The sequence below is a fragment of the Formosa sp. A9 genome, assembly GCF_051200825.1.
In the GTDB taxonomy this organism is placed as follows: Bacteria; Bacteroidota; Bacteroidia; order Flavobacteriales; family Flavobacteriaceae; genus Formosa.
The window spans coordinates 1,209,030-1,227,922 of the sequence record NZ_CP195158.1; the positions used below are offsets into that span (position 1 = coordinate 1,209,030).

At 35.1% G+C, this 18,893-nt stretch carries 17 protein-coding genes; 9 read left to right on the plus strand and 8 right to left on the minus strand.

All coding sequences use genetic code 11. The features are described 5' to 3' along the window. Nucleotides 1-87 precede the first annotated feature (87 nt). The 5 genes from ACR9EA_RS05280 to ACR9EA_RS05300 all read right to left on the minus strand — a co-directional run bounded on the left by ACR9EA_RS05280 (nucleotide 88) and on the right by ACR9EA_RS05300 (nucleotide 3,832). The gene (locus ACR9EA_RS05280; protein ID WP_435138463.1) at nucleotides 88-1,185 is read right to left on the minus strand and encodes a hypothetical protein; all 1,098 of its coding nucleotides are present in this window, start codon (nucleotides 1,183-1,185) and stop codon (nucleotides 88-90) included. Nucleotides 1,186-1,196: 11 nt separating this feature from the next. Beyond that, nucleotides 1,197-1,853, minus strand: coding sequence for an ATPase (locus ACR9EA_RS05285; RefSeq protein ID WP_435138465.1), 657 nt, complete (start codon nucleotides 1,851-1,853; stop codon nucleotides 1,197-1,199). Continuing rightward, complete coding sequence (locus ACR9EA_RS05290; RefSeq protein ID WP_435138467.1) at nucleotides 1,837-2,460, minus strand: hypothetical protein; 624 nt, start codon at nucleotides 2,458-2,460, stop codon at nucleotides 1,837-1,839. Before ACR9EA_RS05290 ends, ACR9EA_RS05285 begins: the two co-directional genes overlap by 17 nt. Before the next feature lie 2 nt (nucleotides 2,461-2,462). Next, nucleotides 2,463-2,747 carry a helix-turn-helix domain-containing protein gene (locus tag ACR9EA_RS05295; protein ID WP_435138469.1) on the minus strand — a complete coding sequence of 95 codons (285 nt, stop codon included), beginning with the start codon at nucleotides 2,745-2,747 and terminating at the stop codon, nucleotides 2,463-2,465. 248 nt (nucleotides 2,748-2,995) lie between these two features. Further along, a complete protein-coding gene (locus tag ACR9EA_RS05300) occupies nucleotides 2,996-3,832 on the minus strand; it encodes an RteC domain-containing protein (protein ID WP_435138471.1) in 837 nt (278 codons plus the stop codon). 212 nt (nucleotides 3,833-4,044) lie between these two features. Here ACR9EA_RS05300 and ACR9EA_RS05305 point away from each other — a divergent pair, with 212 nt between their 5' ends. The 5 genes from ACR9EA_RS05305 (at nucleotide 4,045) to ACR9EA_RS05325 (ending at nucleotide 7,437) form a co-directional block, all read left to right on the plus strand. Next, complete coding sequence (locus tag ACR9EA_RS05305; protein ID WP_435138473.1) at nucleotides 4,045-4,431, plus strand: DUF7793 family protein; 387 nt, start codon at nucleotides 4,045-4,047, stop codon at nucleotides 4,429-4,431. Nucleotides 4,432-4,472: 41 nt separating this feature from the next. Beyond that, nucleotides 4,473-5,468: a helix-turn-helix domain-containing protein gene (locus tag ACR9EA_RS05310; RefSeq protein ID WP_435138475.1), complete on the plus strand. Its 996-nt coding sequence runs from the start codon at nucleotides 4,473-4,475 to the stop codon at nucleotides 5,466-5,468. 74 nt (nucleotides 5,469-5,542) lie between these two features. Continuing rightward, on the plus strand, nucleotides 5,543-5,992 hold the full coding sequence (locus ACR9EA_RS05315; RefSeq protein WP_435138477.1) for a MauE/DoxX family redox-associated membrane protein: 450 nt from the start codon (nucleotides 5,543-5,545) through the stop codon (nucleotides 5,990-5,992). Next, nucleotides 5,989-7,050 carry a hypothetical protein gene (locus tag ACR9EA_RS05320; protein ID WP_435138479.1) on the plus strand — a complete coding sequence of 354 codons (1,062 nt, stop codon included), beginning with the start codon at nucleotides 5,989-5,991 and terminating at the stop codon, nucleotides 7,048-7,050. The genes ACR9EA_RS05315 and ACR9EA_RS05320 overlap by 4 nt, the downstream gene beginning before the upstream one ends. A 120-nt stretch (nucleotides 7,051-7,170) precedes the next feature. Then, nucleotides 7,171-7,437: a DUF6520 family protein gene (locus ACR9EA_RS05325; protein WP_435138481.1), complete on the plus strand. Its 267-nt coding sequence runs from the start codon at nucleotides 7,171-7,173 to the stop codon at nucleotides 7,435-7,437. 32 nt (nucleotides 7,438-7,469) lie between these two features. On the opposite strand, the gene ACR9EA_RS05330 is transcribed toward ACR9EA_RS05325, so the two are convergent. From ACR9EA_RS05330 to ACR9EA_RS05340, 3 genes are all read right to left on the minus strand, one after another. Beyond that, on the minus strand, nucleotides 7,470-10,136 hold the full coding sequence (locus tag ACR9EA_RS05330; protein ID WP_435138483.1) for an alpha/beta hydrolase family protein: 2,667 nt from the start codon (nucleotides 10,134-10,136) through the stop codon (nucleotides 7,470-7,472). Between the two features lie 170 nt (nucleotides 10,137-10,306). After that, nucleotides 10,307-11,647 carry a RagB/SusD family nutrient uptake outer membrane protein gene (locus ACR9EA_RS05335; protein WP_435138485.1) on the minus strand — a complete coding sequence of 447 codons (1,341 nt, stop codon included), beginning with the start codon at nucleotides 11,645-11,647 and terminating at the stop codon, nucleotides 10,307-10,309. Nucleotides 11,648-11,701: 54 nt separating this feature from the next. Continuing rightward, a complete protein-coding gene (locus tag ACR9EA_RS05340) occupies nucleotides 11,702-14,746 on the minus strand; it encodes a SusC/RagA family TonB-linked outer membrane protein (protein ID WP_435138487.1) in 3,045 nt (1,014 codons plus the stop codon). A gap of 690 nt (nucleotides 14,747-15,436) precedes the next feature. Between ACR9EA_RS05340 and ACR9EA_RS05345 the strand changes: the two genes are divergently transcribed. The 4 genes from ACR9EA_RS05345 to ACR9EA_RS05360 all read left to right on the plus strand — a co-directional run bounded on the left by ACR9EA_RS05345 (nucleotide 15,437) and on the right by ACR9EA_RS05360 (nucleotide 18,782). Further along, entirely contained in the window at nucleotides 15,437-15,661 is a 225-nt protein-coding gene (locus ACR9EA_RS05345; RefSeq protein ID WP_435138489.1) for a helix-turn-helix domain-containing protein, read from the plus strand. 148 nt (nucleotides 15,662-15,809) lie between these two features. Then, the gene (locus tag ACR9EA_RS05350) at nucleotides 15,810-16,559 is read left to right on the plus strand and encodes an SOS response-associated peptidase (protein ID WP_435138491.1); all 750 of its coding nucleotides are present in this window, start codon (nucleotides 15,810-15,812) and stop codon (nucleotides 16,557-16,559) included. A gap of 206 nt (nucleotides 16,560-16,765) precedes the next feature. Next, a complete protein-coding gene (locus ACR9EA_RS05355; RefSeq protein ID WP_435138493.1) occupies nucleotides 16,766-17,329 on the plus strand; it encodes a hypothetical protein in 564 nt (187 codons plus the stop codon). Between the two features lie 169 nt (nucleotides 17,330-17,498). Beyond that, nucleotides 17,499-18,782 (plus strand): hypothetical protein, encoded by a 1,284-nt coding sequence (locus ACR9EA_RS05360; protein WP_435138495.1) that lies wholly within the window; start codon nucleotides 17,499-17,501, stop codon nucleotides 18,780-18,782. Nucleotides 18,783-18,893: the final 111 nt, after the last annotated feature.

Below are 18,893 nucleotides of genomic sequence, written 5' to 3' on the forward strand. Positions count from 1 at the left end.
TGGTTGTTAGCGTTTTGATGATGCCAATATCGGATGAAATTTTTTAATTAAAAATTTTTAATTGTCCATTAAAAGTGTAATACCAGGCTAGTGAAATTTTAGTTTGCCCCAGACCAAAGGATGGGAACTTGCCGCTTGTGTGCTATTTTTGATGCTCTTGTAATGGTGGAATTGTGGGCGGTGTTTTGGCCACATCCCTTTTCTGTTCAGGCCACTATCTACCAGGACCTCAAAGAGCCTTGGGGATAACAACATATAATCCGTTTGCTTAATGTTGACCCCTTTGCGATAGGCTCCCAAACGATGGTATTTTTCATCGACACCTTGATCTAAAATGACCTCGAAGGAGAGGTGGCGGGTAATATCTTTTAGTGAGGTTTTTTGAATTAGAGGCGCTACGGAATAGCAATAGGAGGGGGCACCCAAGGAACCAGCAATGACGATATGTTGATTGCCTTCGGCTATTAAGGCTTCATAACGTTTGGCTAAATACAAAGAGAAAAAGGCCCGCTTTTCATCCAATACGTCATTTTCATTAGTAGTTTTTTTAAAGTTAATAGCCAAGAGATGCAATACGCTAGTGTCGGGCATTAAAATTTTAAATTCAATTAAAGGATTTTGGTAATGGGTTTTGATGTGCAACAGTTCATACCCTTCTCGTAGTAAAAGTGCAGTTTCCAAACCGTGGTCGATATTGTTTTGAATGATCTGAATGTCCTTGTAAGGGGCGCATTGGAATTTTGGGAGCAGTTCTTTATTGAACTGTTCTAGAGAGATTCTATCCTCAACTTCTTGTAATACAAGAATGTCTGGGTTTATTTCCGATATGACCCTAGCTTTGTTGGAGGTGGCAACAACAGGGATCGCCTGGGTCTGAAGCTGCAACCAGCCATTCCAATTGTTGATCAAGGTGGCCTTTATCCTTTCGGAGTAATCGCAGCCCTTAAAAAATAAAATCCCATCTTTATTACTTAATAGGGCATAGGGTTTATTTGTAATGTTTTCAAACCCTAATAGATAGGCTAGTTCTCGAATACGTGCGATAGCTCCTACCGTTTTAGGTGTTTTAATCATTAATTCGTCCATTTCCTGAATCCATTGTTTGCGACTGGAATCTAAGGCGCTTTCCATAAGTTTACGGTCTCTGTGGAATAGATTTTCAATATTAAATGTTGCTAGTTTCATAGGTTTCTGGTTTAAGTGTATTTGTTTTTGCTATGTGTTGAAAAGGTCATTAAATTGAATAGTTGCCGCATCATGGAACGGACTCTAGTGCCATAATTCGATTCAATTTCCAAGGCATTGAGTTGGGTAGTACCATAGGTTTTAATGCCTGTTTTTAAAAATAGATCGTGACGGGAATAGATGATTTCGCGCATGACGTTACAATTGTTACTGTAAAACTTACCCTGTGGTTCAAGACCTAAGCCCAAAAAGCAGTAGGCATATCTGTTGCCATAGGCCTCGATGGCCTTTGTGCCTGTTTGATTGAATTGAAACACGATGTTTCTGGAATGTACCACTTTGTAGAGTTTAGGTTTTAGGATAACATGCCGCAGTAGTTTCATTAAACTTGCCTTACCACATCCCTCGGGGCCTGATAATAAAATGCCCTTTTTTAAATCGATATTATGCGCATGGCAAAATTCTTGGTCTTGGATATAGTAACAGCAAAGTTTTAGAATGATTTCGCGATCGGTCTCGTGCAATTTAAAACGCTTGCCAAACAGTAATTGACCTTTGTGTTGCAAATAGATCCAGACCTGGTCGAAGTTATAATGGATGGTGTTTCCTTGGACCTGCCCGAGCGTAAATACGTGATGGCCTTCTGTGATATTATAGGGGGTGCTCATAGTTTTTTAATGTTGTTTTTGTTGGTAACTGTACAGTTGTGGTGTTTGGACTGATTGTTTTCAGCATCCATTGCCTTGCAAGTGCCTGCCAATCGTTTATCACAGATTCAACTGGAATGTTCCAGCCTTTGTTTTCATTGTACTCATAATATTTTTTTGCTTCCTGAACTGGCCAACCTTTGGAACTGAAAAATTCTAAAACTTCCTTTAGTTCTGTAGGTTTATTTATGTTTTTATTATGTTTAATAGTGTTTAGTATAGGTGCTACTGCTAGTGGCCTACTGGTCTCCCTGTGGTTTCCAACTTGTTTCTTAGTTGGGTCAAAAAGATACATCTTGACTCTGCTGCCCTTATAGGGGTTATGGGAAGGGAAATATTGAATGTATTGCCAATCGTGAAGATTTTTTAGACAGCGATAGTACGTTTTGGAAGCGCCTAATTTGGCCATGGCCATAATCTCTGCCCTAGCAAAGAAAAAAGGGTTTTTAAAGTTTGCGTAGTTCCAAAATTGAAACAAGGCCATATATAGACTTATATGCGATGCATTTAATCTGGAATCTTTTTGAAAGATTTTAAAAACTTCATTGAGGTGTTTGATGTAATTCATAACTAAGATATTTGGTGCTCATCAATTCGGTTTTCATTAATTATACGTTGGATATCCTCAGCTTGATAGAAAATAAGACCTCCGACTTTGGAATATGGGAATGTTCCATTGATCCTTAAGTTTTGGAGGGCGCCAGAACTTATGTTTAATTGTTTCATAAGATCCGAGGAGCGCAATTGTTTTTTTAATTGTATCCGATCATGTTCTATAAATAGTTGTTTGATGGATGCTAAGAGTTCCAGTTTAAATGCTTCCAAGTCTTCTACAGTAAGTATTGTCGCTCCCATAGTGTTTGATTTTTAAGGTTAAAAAAAAATGAGATCCAAAGAAGTTTGGATTTATGGGCAAAGTTGAAGAAAGGTGTTGGTTAAAAATCAATAGTTGTTCCCTAGTTGGGAGAAATTTTTTTTAATCTCTTGGAGATCATTTGAACGCTGTTCATTATGATAAATTTGATTTTTAGACCTATTCGGTAACGTCCATAAAACTCAAAACAAATCATATTGTAAAACCCCAAGTTGGGATAACTTGGGATTTATTGGTCGGACTCGATTAATTTGGCTTTGAGACTTTCTGTAAGTCGATTAAGAAATTTGGTGTTACTGGATTTGCGCGCTCTGATTTCAATAAAAGTGTGGTAATAATTTCCAAGTTCGATGTTAAAATACTTTTCGAAAAAGGAGGCGATTTCCTTAATGTCAGCAGTGCCACTATTAATCACTCGGCTGCAATTCAGAGCATAGATTAGTTCAATAAGTTCGGTTTTACTTCCTGTCCAATGTAAAAAGGTTGATGAGTCATCATCCGAATCTGTAGTAAATTTTAGGTTTTCGAGTTTTTTAATTTCCTTCTGTAGATAGTGAATAAGTAGGTCAAAAGCTAAAATGCGAGCCACGGCATTGTCTTGACAGGTCGAAAATTTATCATCGATTAGGACAGCATAGGATTCCGATGGAATTCTGAGGTCTAATCTGCCGCGCATAAAATATAAATCATCCAATACGGTGGCGCCACGACGGAAATAACGATAGAATTCGTGATTGTCATGAAAGTAGGCCTGTAACCTGTGAATATTTTGATTTAAGTATTTGATTTGAAATTTAGAACTGCCTCTAGGACGCTTACTTTCAATGCGGTAAAGTTTAACATAATAAATCAATCTGCTATATACCTTGGGTTTAATATGTTTAAAAAAGAAGATTTCCTCTTTAGCTGTGGCAAAACCTTTCTTAATTACATTAGACCTTAATTGTTTCATAAGCTGTTCAGTGTATGAAATGCCTTGTTCAGATTTCTGTAAAATATCCAATGGCCGACTTTCAATGGCCGCCAATTGGGTGTCCAAATTGGTAACGATTTTAGTGTAGTTCATAGGGATGAAATTTAGTTGTTCAGTTTAGTCCATAAAATTTACTGTGATTTGATATAAATTGAAATATTTAACATTTTTTAAATCCCTCTCAGATAAATTATAATCCGTTTTAGATAATTAATAGCTTGTGTTTCAGTGATTTGTTTTTGTTTTTGGTGCGCGTCTGTTGATTATTTTGTAAGTTTAATAAAGGACCAGTTTTTTCATTTGCTATGATAAAGTATTACGAGAATGAATATGCCAGTTACCGGTTTAGTAATGGCATATTAAAAGTGACGTACCACGAAGGGGTTACCGTAAAATACGGCACGGCGGTAAAGGTTGTACGGGATAGGTTACAATTACAGGAGGGACAATGGCTGGCTGTACTGTGCGATATCCGTGGGATTAAGGAAATTGATAAACCTGCTAGAGCTTATTTGGCGGTTGAAGGCTCATCATTGATACATGCTGTAGCGTTTCTAATAGACACTCCTGTTTCTAAAATGATGACCAAATTCTATGTCAGGACTAGCAAGCCCTTAGTACCTTCCCAAGTGTTTGATGATGAACAGGACGCTTTATTGTTCTTGAACAAATTTAAAGATAGCGCTTTTTAAGCTATGGCTTAAAAGGTTAATTCAGTTCAAAAAGAAACAATATGGAAGGTAAACATAAACATAGATTTGATCTGATAAATCAGATGATATTAGAGATGGCCTCGGGTAATTTCCATTTTCGTTTGGGACGGACTAAACGTAACGATACTTTGGAAGGCTTGTTGGTTACGCTTAATATGTTGGCTGAGGAAATTCAGGCCGTCATGTACCATCAGGGTTTTGCTGTTGATAATAATGTGCAAAGATCCCTTGTTCAAATGGGGTTTTTGGTGAATCGCCATGGCTTTGTCCGTATGGTGAATCAACAAAGCTGTACTATTTTGAGTATGGATTATTGCGATATAATAAATCGACCTTTCGTAGAATTATTGGATTCATCTTCAAAAGGGGAATGGATACAATGGTTGCATCAAGTTGAAATGAAAGACCATTTGGATTTCGATCTGGAATTGGTCTTTAAAGACAAAAAGGGGCTTTTAATTCCAAAGAACTGCATTGTTTCCTATTTGAGGGATAAGAATTTTAGTCCTGAAGAAATTTTAATAACCACTGTGCATCAAAAGAGCCAACATGATGAATTTGAAGCAGAAATTAAACAAAAAATTGTAACTCATATTTATAAAAGTGAGCCCGTTAAACCCATTGTGGATAATTCTAAAAAGAGAAAAAAACTGACGTTTGAAGATATTAAAATAATTAAACGCGGCCATGATTACATACTTAATAATATAGGTGATAAATTTCCATCTTTAAAAGAATTTGCATTACAATTAGGAACCAACGAATTCAAATTAAAGTATGGATTTAAGGAACTTTATGGCATTAGTGTGTATCGGTATTTAATTCAAGAACGGTTACGACAAGCTAAGATGTTCGTACAATTTAGCGATATGCCGCTAAAAGTTGTTGCTAGTCGGACAGGATTTAAAAGTTTTCCTCATTTTTCCAAAACTTTCAAACAGCACTTTGGTTATAATCCAAGTGAAATGAGAAGAATGGCCAATGAACAGCCTAAACTTAAAGGGAATCGATCATAATTCCTTTAGGGATAAGTTTTAATCCTTCTCAAATAAACAATAGTTAGGATCTTTACCATAACAAATTAATTGTTATGAAAGTATCTATAAATATACCTGCCAAACTAGTTGCCATTGTAACCCTTGCATATAGTGTACTGTTTATTTATGCTGCTATACAAAAACTAATAGAAGTCGAACAATTTAGAATTCAATTGGGGCAATCTCCAATCCTAACCACATATGCCGATTATATAATGTATGCACTTCCTTTAGGGGAACTGGTTTTGGGGTTTACCATTTTTAGCCATAAGTTTAAAAGACAGGTGCTTTATGTAAGTTATAGTTTAATGGTGATGTTCACGACCTATATTATCCTTATACTGAATTTTAGTGATTACATCCCTTGCTCATGTGGTGGTGTTTTAGAAAAATTGGGCTGGACTGAGCATATTGTTTTTAACCTAGTTTTTATAATCATAGCGATAATTGGTCTTTGGTGTTTAGACTACATGGATACTAATAAACAATCAATTATACTATGAGAGTTAAAAGTTTCATATGGAGATTATTGGGTTTTGGAGTAGCAGGAATACTGCTAATGGTTTTGTTATTTGTTACTTCGGAGCAAGAAATGCATCATAACAATGCTTTTATTAGACGGTATCCCCATCATCCTATTAAAAAATTATTTGATTTTAATCTTGGGTATAACTCTTATTATTTGGCAGGTTTTGAAAATGATAGGCTGTATCTGGGGAACCATACGGCACCATTGCACCTACTGGAAGTAAATTTAAAAACCAAGGATACAACACACATTAAAATAGGGCTTGAATCCAAAGATATTCCCTTTCAATCTATAACAGTTAATGTTGTACCTCCATATTTTTTTGTAATGGATGGAACTGTTCCTTGTATTTTAAGAGGATATACGCGTGATTGGGAAGCTAGAGATTGGATGAAAGGGGAGGTATATTTTACCAATGCCAAAGCTGTGGATTCTGTGAGCATTTTTATAAAAACTATAAGTAGCAGCAATCGTCAGGCTATACTGGGACTGTTACAGTATTCGAATGGCTTTAATACTTACTTGTATCCAGAACTCTTGGAAAAGCAAATGGATGGGATTTTTGATGTTGATGGCTTGTTGACTATGTCTCCAGACTTTAAAAGTCTTGGGTATTCCTATTATTATAGAAACGAGTTTATGATTTTGGATGCCGATCTAAAAAGTATTCAAAGGATGAAAACGATAGATACAGTAAGCATGGCGCAAATTACCTTATCCAAAATATCCAAAACTGGAGAAGTGAAGATGACAAGTCCCCCCTTGATAATTAATAGAACCGCAGCTCAATTTGATGCTTTTATGTTGATCCATTCTAATCGATTGGGGAAATATGAGCAATCTGAAATGCTAGAGGATGCTTTCATTATAGATGTGTATAATTGGGAGAAGGAACGCTATGAGTTTAGCTTTTATCTCTACCATTTCGATACAGGAAAATTGAAGGAATTGAAAGTGTTTGAAAGCTATCTAGTTGCATTGAGTGGAGAAAAACTGTCGGTCAATCAGATTAAATCTTCTGTTTTTAAGTGAGGGATTTAAGAGAAGCGGAAGTCAATAATAAAATTTAACATTAAGATATACTGGCCAGTATCAGGGGGAAGATCGAAAACCTGTATGAAATAGAGTAGATCATCATTTAAATATATTATTATGAAAACACTTAAATTTAAATTCATAGTTCCTGTGCTAGCTGTTGCTTTTGCCATCAGTAGTGCCTTTGCAACAGCATCAGGATCTTCTGTAAGTGAAGTAAATGCCATTTCTGGGTATATCGATGCGCCAGAACCTTGTCAACAGGCGATAAATTGTTCTTTAACACCTGGACCTGTTTGTACTAATGGCATGTTCGGAGCCCAAGTATTCGGGAAACATAACCCTAGTGATACGACCTGTCCTCGTGTGGTGTACCAACCATAACTGGATTTGTTATTGATGAAAGAAAAGGAGCTTTAACGGCTCCTTTTCGATTTATAGGGATGGGAATTCAATATCCAAGGCTTGGGAGCTTGTTGTTTTAGATGATAGTCAAACCAATCCATAATTTTACAGGTAAGGTCTAGTTGGTTTTTTTGTTCTACCAGGACATGTTTTTCATTGGGATAAATTAAGAGGATATTTTCTTTGTCCATACGCCGTAAAGCTAGGTGCATGTACAGGCCTTGTTCCCAATTCACACGGTCATCGTCATTTCCAAACCAAATGAGCAACGGGGTATCTACCTTATCAATTTGATGTATGGGGGAATTGGCTAAATAATTCTCTTGAATTTCAAAAAAAGGCTTGTCCATGCGTAGTCTTCCAAATTCATAATAGTTTAATTCTGGTTGGTTTCCAAAACCAGGCATAATACTTAATGCGCTGCTGAACAATTCAGAAAATCCAGATCCAGAAATAGCAGCTTTAAACAATTGGGTTTGGGTAATCGTAAAGTTGGTTTCATAACCTCCAAGTGAATGCCCAATTAATCCGAGTGCATTTTTGTCGATATAGGGGTTTCTTAATGCTGTTTCCGTCGCTGCAATTATGCAATCAGCAGCGGACATGCCAAGGTTTCTTAAGCGAAATTTAATATCTGGAAACAACACAAAATAACCATTTAAAGTAAAATTAGTCACCAAGGCTATGTCTTGTGCAAATGGAGATGGTAATATAAATTGATTGTAGTATTTGGTTTGCTGTTCATAGGGAAGAACAATTAATGGATATTGTTTTGTATCATCAAATTGAGCAGGATAATACAGTATGCCTTGGAGGGAATCCTGATTGGAATTGGTATATTGAATGATTTTAGAATCTCCCCAATAGTAGTTTTTATGGTGCGGATTACTGCGGTATAATACTGATTTATGTTGATCCGCATAGGTCATTAGGGTATAGGGCGTATTAAATCTTTGGGTTCTAAAGGTTAATCTGGAAGCATCTGGTGTGCTAAAAACTTCATCAGAAAAAGCATCACCAAAAATAATAGGCTTTAAGGATTTCGGGGTATAGTGATAATACCCCATGTGCCTAGTTGTGGAATCTATGGCATGAAAAATAAGATTATCTTGAGACGGAACGGTTAAACTTTTTCCATTTAGATGGTTTCTGGATTTAGGGTTTGTGTTAGACCCTTTATAAACACTAAAGCTTAATTGAGAGGCTTTTCCATCGGTGAGTTTAGTTGTTTTCAAAGACGGTAAATCAATTTGCCAAACGTCATGTTGTCCGCTTAGGTATAGGTGTGTCTCTTGGGTATTCCATACCGGATGGCTAATAGGTGGGAGAGTTTTGGAATAGGTAATGGTTTTATGCAATGCTTCAGGTATGTTTTTAGAAATGTTTATGTGTTGACTATGTTTAACATCATAGAGCCACCACTTTTTGTCCTTAAAATAACTGTAGTAGCTACCCGAAGGTGAGGTGCCAACAGTACGTGTAGGGTGTTTTTTTAAGATTACTGATTTTGAATTTGTTTTTAAATCTATCAGATGATAATCTGTAAAATGGCCTTGATATTTGTAAAGAGGCAAATATGCAGTCTGACCATAAACTAATGCCGTTTGATGATCCTCATTAATTAAACTAAAGGGATGTTCTCCTGAAGTGATACTTTGGAAAGATCCTTTTTTAATATCCCAAAACCCTTGTAAGTCGGAATTTTTATAGGAATGGTAGGCCTGAAGTTTAGGAAAGACTTCAGGAGCTTGGTAATGCCAAATTTCTACTTCGGAGCCTATAGCGTTTTTGGATTCCTCATTTTTTATAGAATGTTTAGAAATTGGAAAAAATACTTGTGAGCCATTATGAGCAATGAAATATTGTGTCATTTGGGAAATGGTCGTTTTTGTGATACGATAATCCTTGGGGAAACCAGACATAGTGTGGGGGTCAAGGCTGTTAAGTGTTTTATTGAAATGATGGAGTATGTAGCCTGACTCAGGATTTGAGGAAAGGCTTTGCGCTTCATAGAAAATCAGTTCATCTTGGGTGTCATGCCATTTTAAAAATGAAATTTCCTTTTGGGAGCTTAAAATGGTTTTTGAAACCGCGGTATTAGAAGGGTTGATCAGTTGTAGCCTATAGTTGTCTTTTGTTTTGGAAATAATCGCTAGAGTTTTACCTGTGCTGTTAAATTGATACTCTATAATATTATTAAAACTAGTCTGTTTGTTTTTTTTTAAGTCCAATAAGGTTAGTTTTTTGTTTTGGCTATTATATACTGCTACATGATTTTGGGTGTTGGCTAGTTGGTAAGCTCTCCCATCTTTAATATAATTTGTTTCTTGGGTACTTAGATTGTGAATACCTACCCCTTGAACACTGTTTTTAAAAATAAACCAAGAATTATCAAAGCTAAAAGCACCATGGTGCCCCTTTGGGAACCCTATTCGATTAAGAGTTGTTGTGTTTTGTACATACAAGGTATCCTTGCCTGATGGATAGGTCATGTAATAAGAAACATAGTCACCATTTTTAGATAAATGTTCTTGTGTGAGTAATCCCCAAAGTCGATAGTCATTCTCGGTAACCACCAGATTACCCTGTTGTTGCGCGTAATATGAATTGCTTTTTACTAGCAACATTAGTAAAAGTAAAACTGTTGGAATCACTTTTATTTGAAAATGAGCTTCCAAAAAATGTTTATTGGTTTTGCTAATCATCGGTATAAATGATATTTAAAATTGATTGAAATGTGTAATGCCCTAGTAAATTGCCAAAATCCTGCTCCCTTAAAGAGAGCAGGAGACTAAAACATAATAAACATAAAATGCACTATGTATTATAAAGGCAATGAATTTCAGGTTTAATAGCCGTCGTTCTGAGGATTCAAACTGGGATTTAAAATCAATTCAGAATCAGGTATGGGTAATCTATCCATGGTTGGTTTCCAATTTGGTTTTACGTTTTCAAGAGTATTGTGTATTAATCCTGTTCGTTTTAAATCTAAAAATCGATGCCCCATTTCTGTGAATAATTCAAATCTACGTTCTTCGTATATGGCATTGAGAACCGTGTCTGAATCTATTGATGTTATCGGGGATAAATGGGCGCGGTCTCGAATACGGTTTAAATCATTAAGAGCATTAGGTATTTGCCCTAATTGTGCATAAGCTTCAGCTCTGATTAAATACAATTCTGCCAAGCGAAAAATGATGGAGCACTCTTGGGTGGTGTCTGTAAGACTGTTAAATTTATATTTATTTGGAAAGAACCAAGTTTCAGATCCATTAGTTACCTGTCCAATCCATTGGGTAAATCTAAAGTCTTGAGGCTCCATTTTGGAAATAAAGGCTTCGGAGAGTGCACTGTTTGGAGGAGGGCCACTAACGAAAACATAAGTCTGGGCGTCTAATGTATTAGCGCCAGCTCTTCCAGTGTCAAACTGCCAAATAGTTTCGGGACTCAAATTAGAAAATACTTGGTCAATGTCTGATTGGAGTTGATAGTGCCCACTATTTATAACATAATCAGCTTCATTTAAAGCTTCTTCCCAGAGATGCTGGTAGAGGTAAACACGGGATAAGAAGGCGCTTGAAACCAATTGATTGATTCTGAAATTAGAATCGCCCATAGGTAATTCTTCTAAGAAGGATTTAGATTCTTGTAGATCTAAGATGATTTCAGAATACACAACATCTTGGTTTAGTTTTGGAATGCTCTGGTTCTTCTCATAATCTGTTGTTCTGATGTATGGGATGTCACCGAAAAGATTAACCAAATAGAAATGGATGAATCCCCTTAAAAAGTAAGCTTCACCAAGATAGGTGTTTTTTTCTTCAATGCTGAACGCATGGGATGCGGTTACACCTTCTATTATAGAATTAGTAGCGTAAATAAGATTGTAGCCGCCTGACCAAAAGTTTAGAACAGAATTATTGTTAGGTAAGACTGTGTTTTCATAAAAAAGTAAAGCAGCAGCGTTTGGATTATAATTAACTAGTTCATCTGTATACAGTCCCATGAGATATCCCACGCCTAATATATTTCCGGTGGTTAAAATGTTGTCCCGAAGTTGACTGTAGATGTCGGTTAACGCAGCATCGACACTTGATGCATCTGTAAATAATAGCTCGCCAGTAATTTCGTAATTTGGCGCATCAACGGTTACGAAATCTTCACAGGATAGACTTAATATTGATATCATAATGACCAGTGAATGATAATTGAAATACTTATAAATTGTTTTCATAATTGTTTTTTAAAAGGTAAGTGTGGTTCCTAAAGTGATAAATCGAAGGGGAGGAATGGTGGTGTTCGAGCGTGTTTCAGGATCAAGACCATTGTAATTGGTTAGCGTCCATAAATTTTGTCCTCTAAGGAAAAATTTACAACCAATGCCCATGTTTTGTACATTGGTTAATGTGTAGGTCAAGGAAAGGGTCTTTAGACGGAGATAGGAAGCATCTATAATAGCTGCATCACTTTGTGCATAATTAGAAAATGCGAGGGTTCCGTTATAATTTAATCCGCTAGTGTATTTTTGGACATCTGTTTGATCACCGGCATTTTGCCATCTATGGAGTACATCTCTGGATTGATTGTTCATGGTGCCAGGGATGTGCGTAGTTGCCACATAATCCATGCCTAATTGTTTAGTGAAGTTAAACAGGATATCTAAGTTAAACCGTCCGTAGGTGAATGTGTTTGATATACCGCCGTAGTAACTAGGATTTAGATCTTTAATAATTTGATTGTCCTGCGGTCTGGAAATAATACCATTACCATCAAAGTCTGTGAACTCAAAAAATCCATGGTCTGGGTTAACCCCTTGGGATTGATATAATTTTAGGATGTTCAATGGTTCTCCTAAAACTAATTGATTGGAATAGGTAGATCCTTCCAAATTTGGAAAACTTACCAGCCTATTTGTCGGAATGGTAATATTAAAATTTGTTGACCATTTAAATTGGTCGGATTGGATATTAACGGTTTGTAACTCAAATTCCCATCCTGTGTTTTCAACAGTTGCATTTAAGTTGGCATTTATGGAGCTAAAACCTGTGGTTCTAGGAAGAGGAATCCCAACCAGTTGATTTGAGGATGTATTCTGATAATAACTCGAACTAAAGTTAATGCGGTCATTTAAAAAGCCGAGTTCTAGGCCTGCCTCGAATTTTATGTTTTTTTCCCAACTAAAATTAGGGTTATATAGTCTGCTAGGTCTTAAACCTATTGTGTTTTGGTAAACAGAGTTAGAAAACGCAAAGGTGTCAAAATATTGATAATCTCCAATTTGGTCGCTTCCGGTAGATCCATAACTTGCTCTTATTTTTCCGAAGCTCAAAAAGTTTAAATGCGATTTGCTAAAGCCTTCTCTAGAGAATATCCATGCAGCTCCAACAGCGCCAAAGTTTGCAAATTTATTTTCAGAACCAAATCGACTGGATCCATCTCGCCGTCCTGTTAGGTTTACAAAATATTTCCCTTTGTGGTTAATATTTAGTCGTGCAAAGAAAGCCTGATATTTGTATTCTTTCTCACTGTTTTCATTAATAGATACATTCTGGGCTGCTGCTAAATTTTCTATGAAGGCATTACTGGTAAATCCATTGGCGAAAATAGAGGTAGTATTTGTTATTTCATCTTGAAAGGTCATTCCAAATAAAGCTTCGAGAGTTGAATTTTTGAATTGCGTTTTCCAATTTAATTGGGGTTCGATAATCCATGAAGTTCTATTGGCATTATTATGAAATGCCGACGAGGCCTCGCTACCAATACCGAAGGCTGGATTTAGTATGGTGTTTGGAGTCGTCTTGATTTCATTAAGTTGGCTTTGGGTAAATCCAAAACTGGTGTTGAAGTCTAGCCCATTTAAAAGTGTGTATTTTAAAACGGCATTGCTTATTAAATTCGTGCTTTTTGCCAAATAACTACCTTCAAAATTCCGTAACGGATTGTTCCAAGTTGAATTTTCCCAATTTAAACTGCCATCAGTGTTGTATAAATCAGGTGCATTAGGGGAAAGGAGTAAGGCTTCTCGGACGATACTGGTGGCAGGCAGGTTGTTGGTATCTGTTGTATAATTTACAGAAAACTGTAAGTTTAATTTGTCATTTTTTGTTTTGTGATGTAGCGAACTTAATATGGAAACTTTTTCATTTTTAAAGTCCCCTGGAAATACTGTAGTCTGTTTGTTGTAATTTCCACTTACTAAAAATTGGGTGTATTCACCCCCTCCTGAAAATTGCGCTTCCGCATTGGTAAGAAACGAGGTGTTCCCAAAAAGTTCTTTTTGCCAGTTGGTATATTTGGTTGGATCCCAAGTACCATTAATATCATAAGCATTGAACGGAATTTGTGTCACTCCATCATTAGCATAGGCTTCTTGTCGCATGCTAATGTATTCCGATGTGTTTAATACATCAACAGGGTTGGCCACTTCACCAAGACCAGATGAAAGGTTGACGATAAATGATGTCTTACCTGATTTCCCCTTTTTAGTAGTAATTAGCACAACGCCATTCGCTCCACGAGAACCATAAATGGCTGTAGCATCAGCATCTTTTAAAATTTCTATGGTTTCAATATCGTTGGAATTCAGATTGTTTAGAGGGCTGACACCTAAACCAGGAATGATTAAAGAAGAGGTTTGGGCATTGCCAAGGGTAGATGTTGGAAATGGAACCCCATCCACAACGAATAATGGGTCGTTACCATTGGATCGGATACTGTTTTGTCCACGTATTTTTATGTCAAATGCAGCACCGGGTATCCCAGATGTTTGGATGATTTCAACCCCAGCAGCTCTACCTTGAATGGCGGCCAATGGGTTGGGGAGATCTTGCTCTTCTATAGCGTCTTTGTTTATTTGGATGATATTACCCGTTTGTTCCCGCTCTTTTACGGAATAGTAACCAGCATTAATGGTTATTTCATTTAATTGTGTAATATCTTCCTCAAGGATAATAGTTATATGATCCCTATTATTTATTGAAACTTGTTGGGGTATAAATCCAAGACTAGATATGATTAACTCAGCATAAGGATGCGAAGTAATGGAAAAAGTACCATTTATTGACGTAATAGTACCCTGTTGTGTGCCTTCTATTTGTATCTGTACCCCTGGCAAAGGTGTGCCATGACTGTCTGTAACCTTACCAGAAACTAAATGTTGTAAATCTATTTTATACTTGGGTAGAGCTAAGGTGTTATTACAGAGTGAGCTAAAGGTTAGAAAGAGGAACAATGAGAAAAGCCGATTAAAAGAACGTGCTTTTTCATGAAGAATGTAGTTATTTTTCATAATTTTGGTTTAGGTTATAATTTTATATAAAGTGTAATCGCAACCTCCTAAAGACCGTGCAAAGTTGTTAGGAGGTTTTTTGTTGGTGTTTAAATCATAAGCAATTGGTTTTTAAGGTTAATACTGTGTTTTATGAGGGTTAAGTTAGGAATGTAGGTATCCTGCCTTAATTAGGTTGCGCTATGTTCGGATGCATAAAATGTAGAAAAGTGTTATGGGATTGTCGTGTGTCGTAATTCCGAAATCTAGTGTGTCTTAAGTCCCATAAAAATGTATTTACACAGGGTTTTTTGGCTTTTTCTTAAAAAGAATGTCAAATACGCTCAACTCGTGAGAGCTTGAGCTTAGTAAAATTAAAGGTGTGCATGGAACACAAAAAATTTGTTTCATTCTCTTCTTTATAGCTAAAAAACAATTTTGCAGATCCTCAAATCTGATGGTGACCAAATTGTAAACTATTACTTAAATGAGCCCACGTTAAGGGAACGTGAGCTTCATTTTAGATTCTCGTAATAAAAGTACCAGTTTTAAGATACGAGAAATAGTACTGGTTTTACAATTGTTTACCTAAATATGGATTGCAAATTGGTTAATACTGAGGCTAATATAATAAAAAAAATCAACTGTGGTGCTATGATACTACAAAAAATATTTCAATTTCATTGATATTTCTAATATATCAGGTTAGGAATGGATAATAAAGCTAAGAAACAATATTTAGAAACAATTGGAGGTAATTTGAAAATAGAGAGAGAAAGTCAAGGATTGAGTTATAGAGAATTGGCTCAATTATGTGATGTAGATCATAGCCAAATAAGTAAAATAGAAAAAGGTCTAATTAATATTCAAATAACCACACTTATTGAATTAGCAAAGGGTCTCAATATAAAAGCTAAGGATTTAATTGACTTTTAAGCTGAAGTATTTTATCCCAGCATTATAGAGTTTAAGATACAGTAAAGCCTAGAGTTATTTAAAAGTTAATTTTGTGATTTATGTTACTGAGTACGTTTACAAAAAAATGGAGATTATTCATTATCTTTAAAATACCAATTTTAACAGCATGTGCTTCCATACCTCTACAATCACGAAAACTAAAAAGCTAGAACAGTATTTTAATGTGAAATTAAATGAGGAAGTACTTCGTCCAATTTTTGATAAGCCGCAATATCATCTTAATGGATTTTCGCATCCCAATATGCTCGTCATTCCACAACAAAAGCGCGAGGTGTTGGTTCCTGGAGTTTGGGGAATTGTGCCAGATGATAAATCAAAAGACGAAATCTTGCCCTACTTTAAAGAAGCCGTCAAATATGGTGGAGGTCTCAATGCGCGCTCCGAAAAATTGTTTAACCATTTTATCTATAATAGCGTAATACATGAACAGCGCTGCATTATTCCTGTATCGGGTTTTTATGAACCGCACGAGTATAAAAAATCGCACGGGAAGAAAAAAGAGAAATGTCCATTTCTAGTTCAGGGTATTGAGAAGGAACCCTTGGCTTTAGCCGGGATCTACACGGTAATAGATACGTATATTACCTTTTCTATCCTCACAAAAGATGCTTCACCACAACTGGCTAAAGTGCATAATGTGAAAAAGCGTCAACCTTTAATATTAGACCTTGAACTTACAAAGGATTGGTTAGATCCTAATCTTACAGACAGACAAATAACCGAAATCACCAAGTATAATTATCCTAATAAGGAATTACTAGCCTATACGGTTAGCAAAGACCTGTTTAGTCCTAAGGTAGATAGTAACATTCCCAGTATCTTGGAAAATGTTGAATATGATGGTGTAAAAATCTAAAGTGTTTGCACAAAATTTGTAATTGGGCTTAAATTTCATTTAGCAGTCCTTTACTTTATATTAAGCATTAAAATTCGCTGTTTTTCTTCTATTTTAGTTCTATATTTATCAGTAAAGTAACTCTAAGGATAATATCTTAAGGGGGAAACTTATGTTGATAAAGTTTAAAAGGCGTTAGCCAAAATTAAAACCATCATTTTATACAATTGAGTTCAATATTAAAAACCATAGACTTCTTTCAATTTTTAAAAGTTAGATACGCAGGAAATATTCCATATCAAAATATTTTAATTGTTGGACTTATATTGGGATGGTTTACTTATCTCGGATTAGAAAGAAATTGGATACCAATTAAATTAATTATTTCTATTACTATAATCGTAAGTGCCATAATAACTTTTTGGTTTAAAAAATTTTATAAAAACAATTTGGGTTTTTATTGGTCATTCTTTCATAATATTGGTATTGGATTAATTTTTGCTTTCTTGTTTTTAAAAAGTAATGATTTATTATCTTCAAAACCAATAGTATATAACAATTACCGAATAACTGATGTAAGATTTGTTCATGGTATTACCTCTAGAGGTAGTAGAACAAGTCCAATGAAACCTATTATTTCAATTGATTTTAAAGGAACAAATAAAAATTTCACTTTAAGTCCAGTAGACTCAAAAAATATAACAATTAGAAATGCATATATGGGAGTAAAAGAAGGATTTTGGAATTATGATGTTATTAAATCAATCGATATTGCAAGAAAACAAAAATAACTTTGGGTAACACCGGCTATAGTTCATTGCTTCTGACTTTCCTCGCGGAAAGTCCTCGCAAATTTGCTATCTTCGGTGCACGGCGGAAAATCCGCACGGATTTTCACGCAACGAAACCATAGCCATAACCGTTGTGTACAATTTGAGAACAGCATTCGAACTATAGAAAATGATTTCACCAAAAAGAATCTATCCACCACAAAACTGGCAAAGTTTCGAGCTTTTGACATTAAAACTTTGGGGAGAAATATGGAATGTTCCAAACGAAATCGAATTTAATTCTGAAAGTGGCTCAAAACAAAAAGGTGTAGATATTTGTTGTGTTCCAAAAAACGAAAAAGAATATTTTGGAATTCAATGTAAAAACACAAAACTTTTCTGTAAATATGGTAAAATTCAAAAATTAACCAAAGCAACTATTGATGAAGAAATAGAAAAGGCTAAAGAATTTAAACCTAAATTAGAGCAATTAGTTATTGCTACAAGTTTCACCAAAGATGGAGAATTGGAAGAATACGTGCGAGAGATAAACTTGAAACATATTAAAAGTGGTATTTTTCGAGTACAAATATGTTTTTGGGAATACTTTTCAAGAAAAATTCAAGAATTCGATAATATTGAAAATTGGTATCTTAACAATCAAAATTTTGTGAGCCAAAAATCTGTATATGTAAGTTTTGAAAACGACAAAATAGAAAAAAATATTTCGCCCGAATTTATCAAAAACAATGTGACTTATCGTTTACAAACAGAAGATGAGAAACTTGAAGAAAAAACTGCTTTTCAAAAAGCATATAAGGAATTTCAGAGCGAAAGTAAATTAAGTTTTATTAATAGAATCTTTAACTTCTCAAATAAAATATCTGACAAAATTTTAACAAGTGACAAAATTTTAATTAATGGAGTCGACATAAAAAGTCAAGAATATATTGAAAGTACTTATCCAAAGCAAAAATTAGACACAAACATAGTTCCGAAATTTCTTAATAATTTAATAAAAGATGAGCAAGAATTTAGTTTTAAAATCAAAATCAAAAATGACGGTCGTTCTGTAATAGATGATTTTAAACTATCATTTCAAATAGTAGGAGATTTTGAAAATGTACAAGTTAACCCACCGAGAATTAATGAATTAAAGACTTACAACGCTACTACTTGGATTAATGATAGATTTGGTTTATTTGAACCTTCAAAAAATTTCATAATTCAAAAAGATACTAGTATTAGTAAGAAAATAATAGTAACACCAAAGTTAGCCAAAGAAGGAGAAATTAAAATTAAATGGACACTTTTAGCGAGAGATTTTAACGATGAAGGAGAATTAAAGATAAATATTAAACCGAAATATATAGAAAGCCAGAAAACAATGTATGTTTTGAGAGCGGAAGATTGTAAAAGCGAAATTGAATATAATCATAAAATGATAGAAGGATATTATCAGTTGAATTGGTAAAAAAAACTTTACACAACAAAGACGTGTATAGTTCATTGCTTCTGACTTTCCTCACGGAAAGTCCTCGCACTTTTACTATCTTTGGTTTACTGCGGAAAATCCTCGCGGATT

Bases quoted from the DNA above. Each gene is read 5' to 3' on its own strand.
- ACR9EA_RS05280 (WP_435138463.1), bottom strand. From the start codon at position 1,185: ATGAAACTAGCAACATTTAATATTGAAAATCTATTCCACAGAGACCGT.
- ACR9EA_RS05285 (WP_435138465.1), bottom strand. From the start codon at position 1,853: ATGAGCACCCCCTATAATATCACAGAAGGCCATCACGTATTTACGCTC.
- ACR9EA_RS05290 (WP_435138467.1), bottom strand. From the start codon at position 2,460: ATGAATTACATCAAACACCTCAATGAAGTTTTTAAAATCTTTCAAAAA.
- ACR9EA_RS05295 (WP_435138469.1), bottom strand. From the start codon at position 2,747: ATGGGAGCGACAATACTTACTGTAGAAGACTTGGAAGCATTTAAACTG.
- ACR9EA_RS05300 (WP_435138471.1), bottom strand. From the start codon at position 3,832: ATGAACTACACTAAAATCGTTACCAATTTGGACACCCAATTGGCGGCC.
- ACR9EA_RS05305 (WP_435138473.1), top strand. From the start codon at position 4,045: ATGATAAAGTATTACGAGAATGAATATGCCAGTTACCGGTTTAGTAAT.
- ACR9EA_RS05310 (WP_435138475.1), top strand. From the start codon at position 4,473: ATGGAAGGTAAACATAAACATAGATTTGATCTGATAAATCAGATGATA.
- ACR9EA_RS05315 (WP_435138477.1), top strand. From the start codon at position 5,543: ATGAAAGTATCTATAAATATACCTGCCAAACTAGTTGCCATTGTAACC.
- ACR9EA_RS05320 (WP_435138479.1), top strand. From the start codon at position 5,989: ATGAGAGTTAAAAGTTTCATATGGAGATTATTGGGTTTTGGAGTAGCA.
- ACR9EA_RS05325 (WP_435138481.1), top strand. From the start codon at position 7,171: ATGAAAACACTTAAATTTAAATTCATAGTTCCTGTGCTAGCTGTTGCT.
- ACR9EA_RS05335 (WP_435138485.1), bottom strand. From the start codon at position 11,647: ATGATATCAATATTAAGTCTATCCTGTGAAGATTTCGTAACCGTTGAT.
- ACR9EA_RS05340 (WP_435138487.1), bottom strand. From the start codon at position 14,746: ATGAAAAATAACTACATTCTTCATGAAAAAGCACGTTCTTTTAATCGG.
- ACR9EA_RS05345 (WP_435138489.1), top strand. From the start codon at position 15,437: ATGGATAATAAAGCTAAGAAACAATATTTAGAAACAATTGGAGGTAAT.
- ACR9EA_RS05350 (WP_435138491.1), top strand. From the start codon at position 15,810: ATGTGCTTCCATACCTCTACAATCACGAAAACTAAAAAGCTAGAACAG.
- ACR9EA_RS05360 (WP_435138495.1), top strand. From the start codon at position 17,499: ATGATTTCACCAAAAAGAATCTATCCACCACAAAACTGGCAAAGTTTC.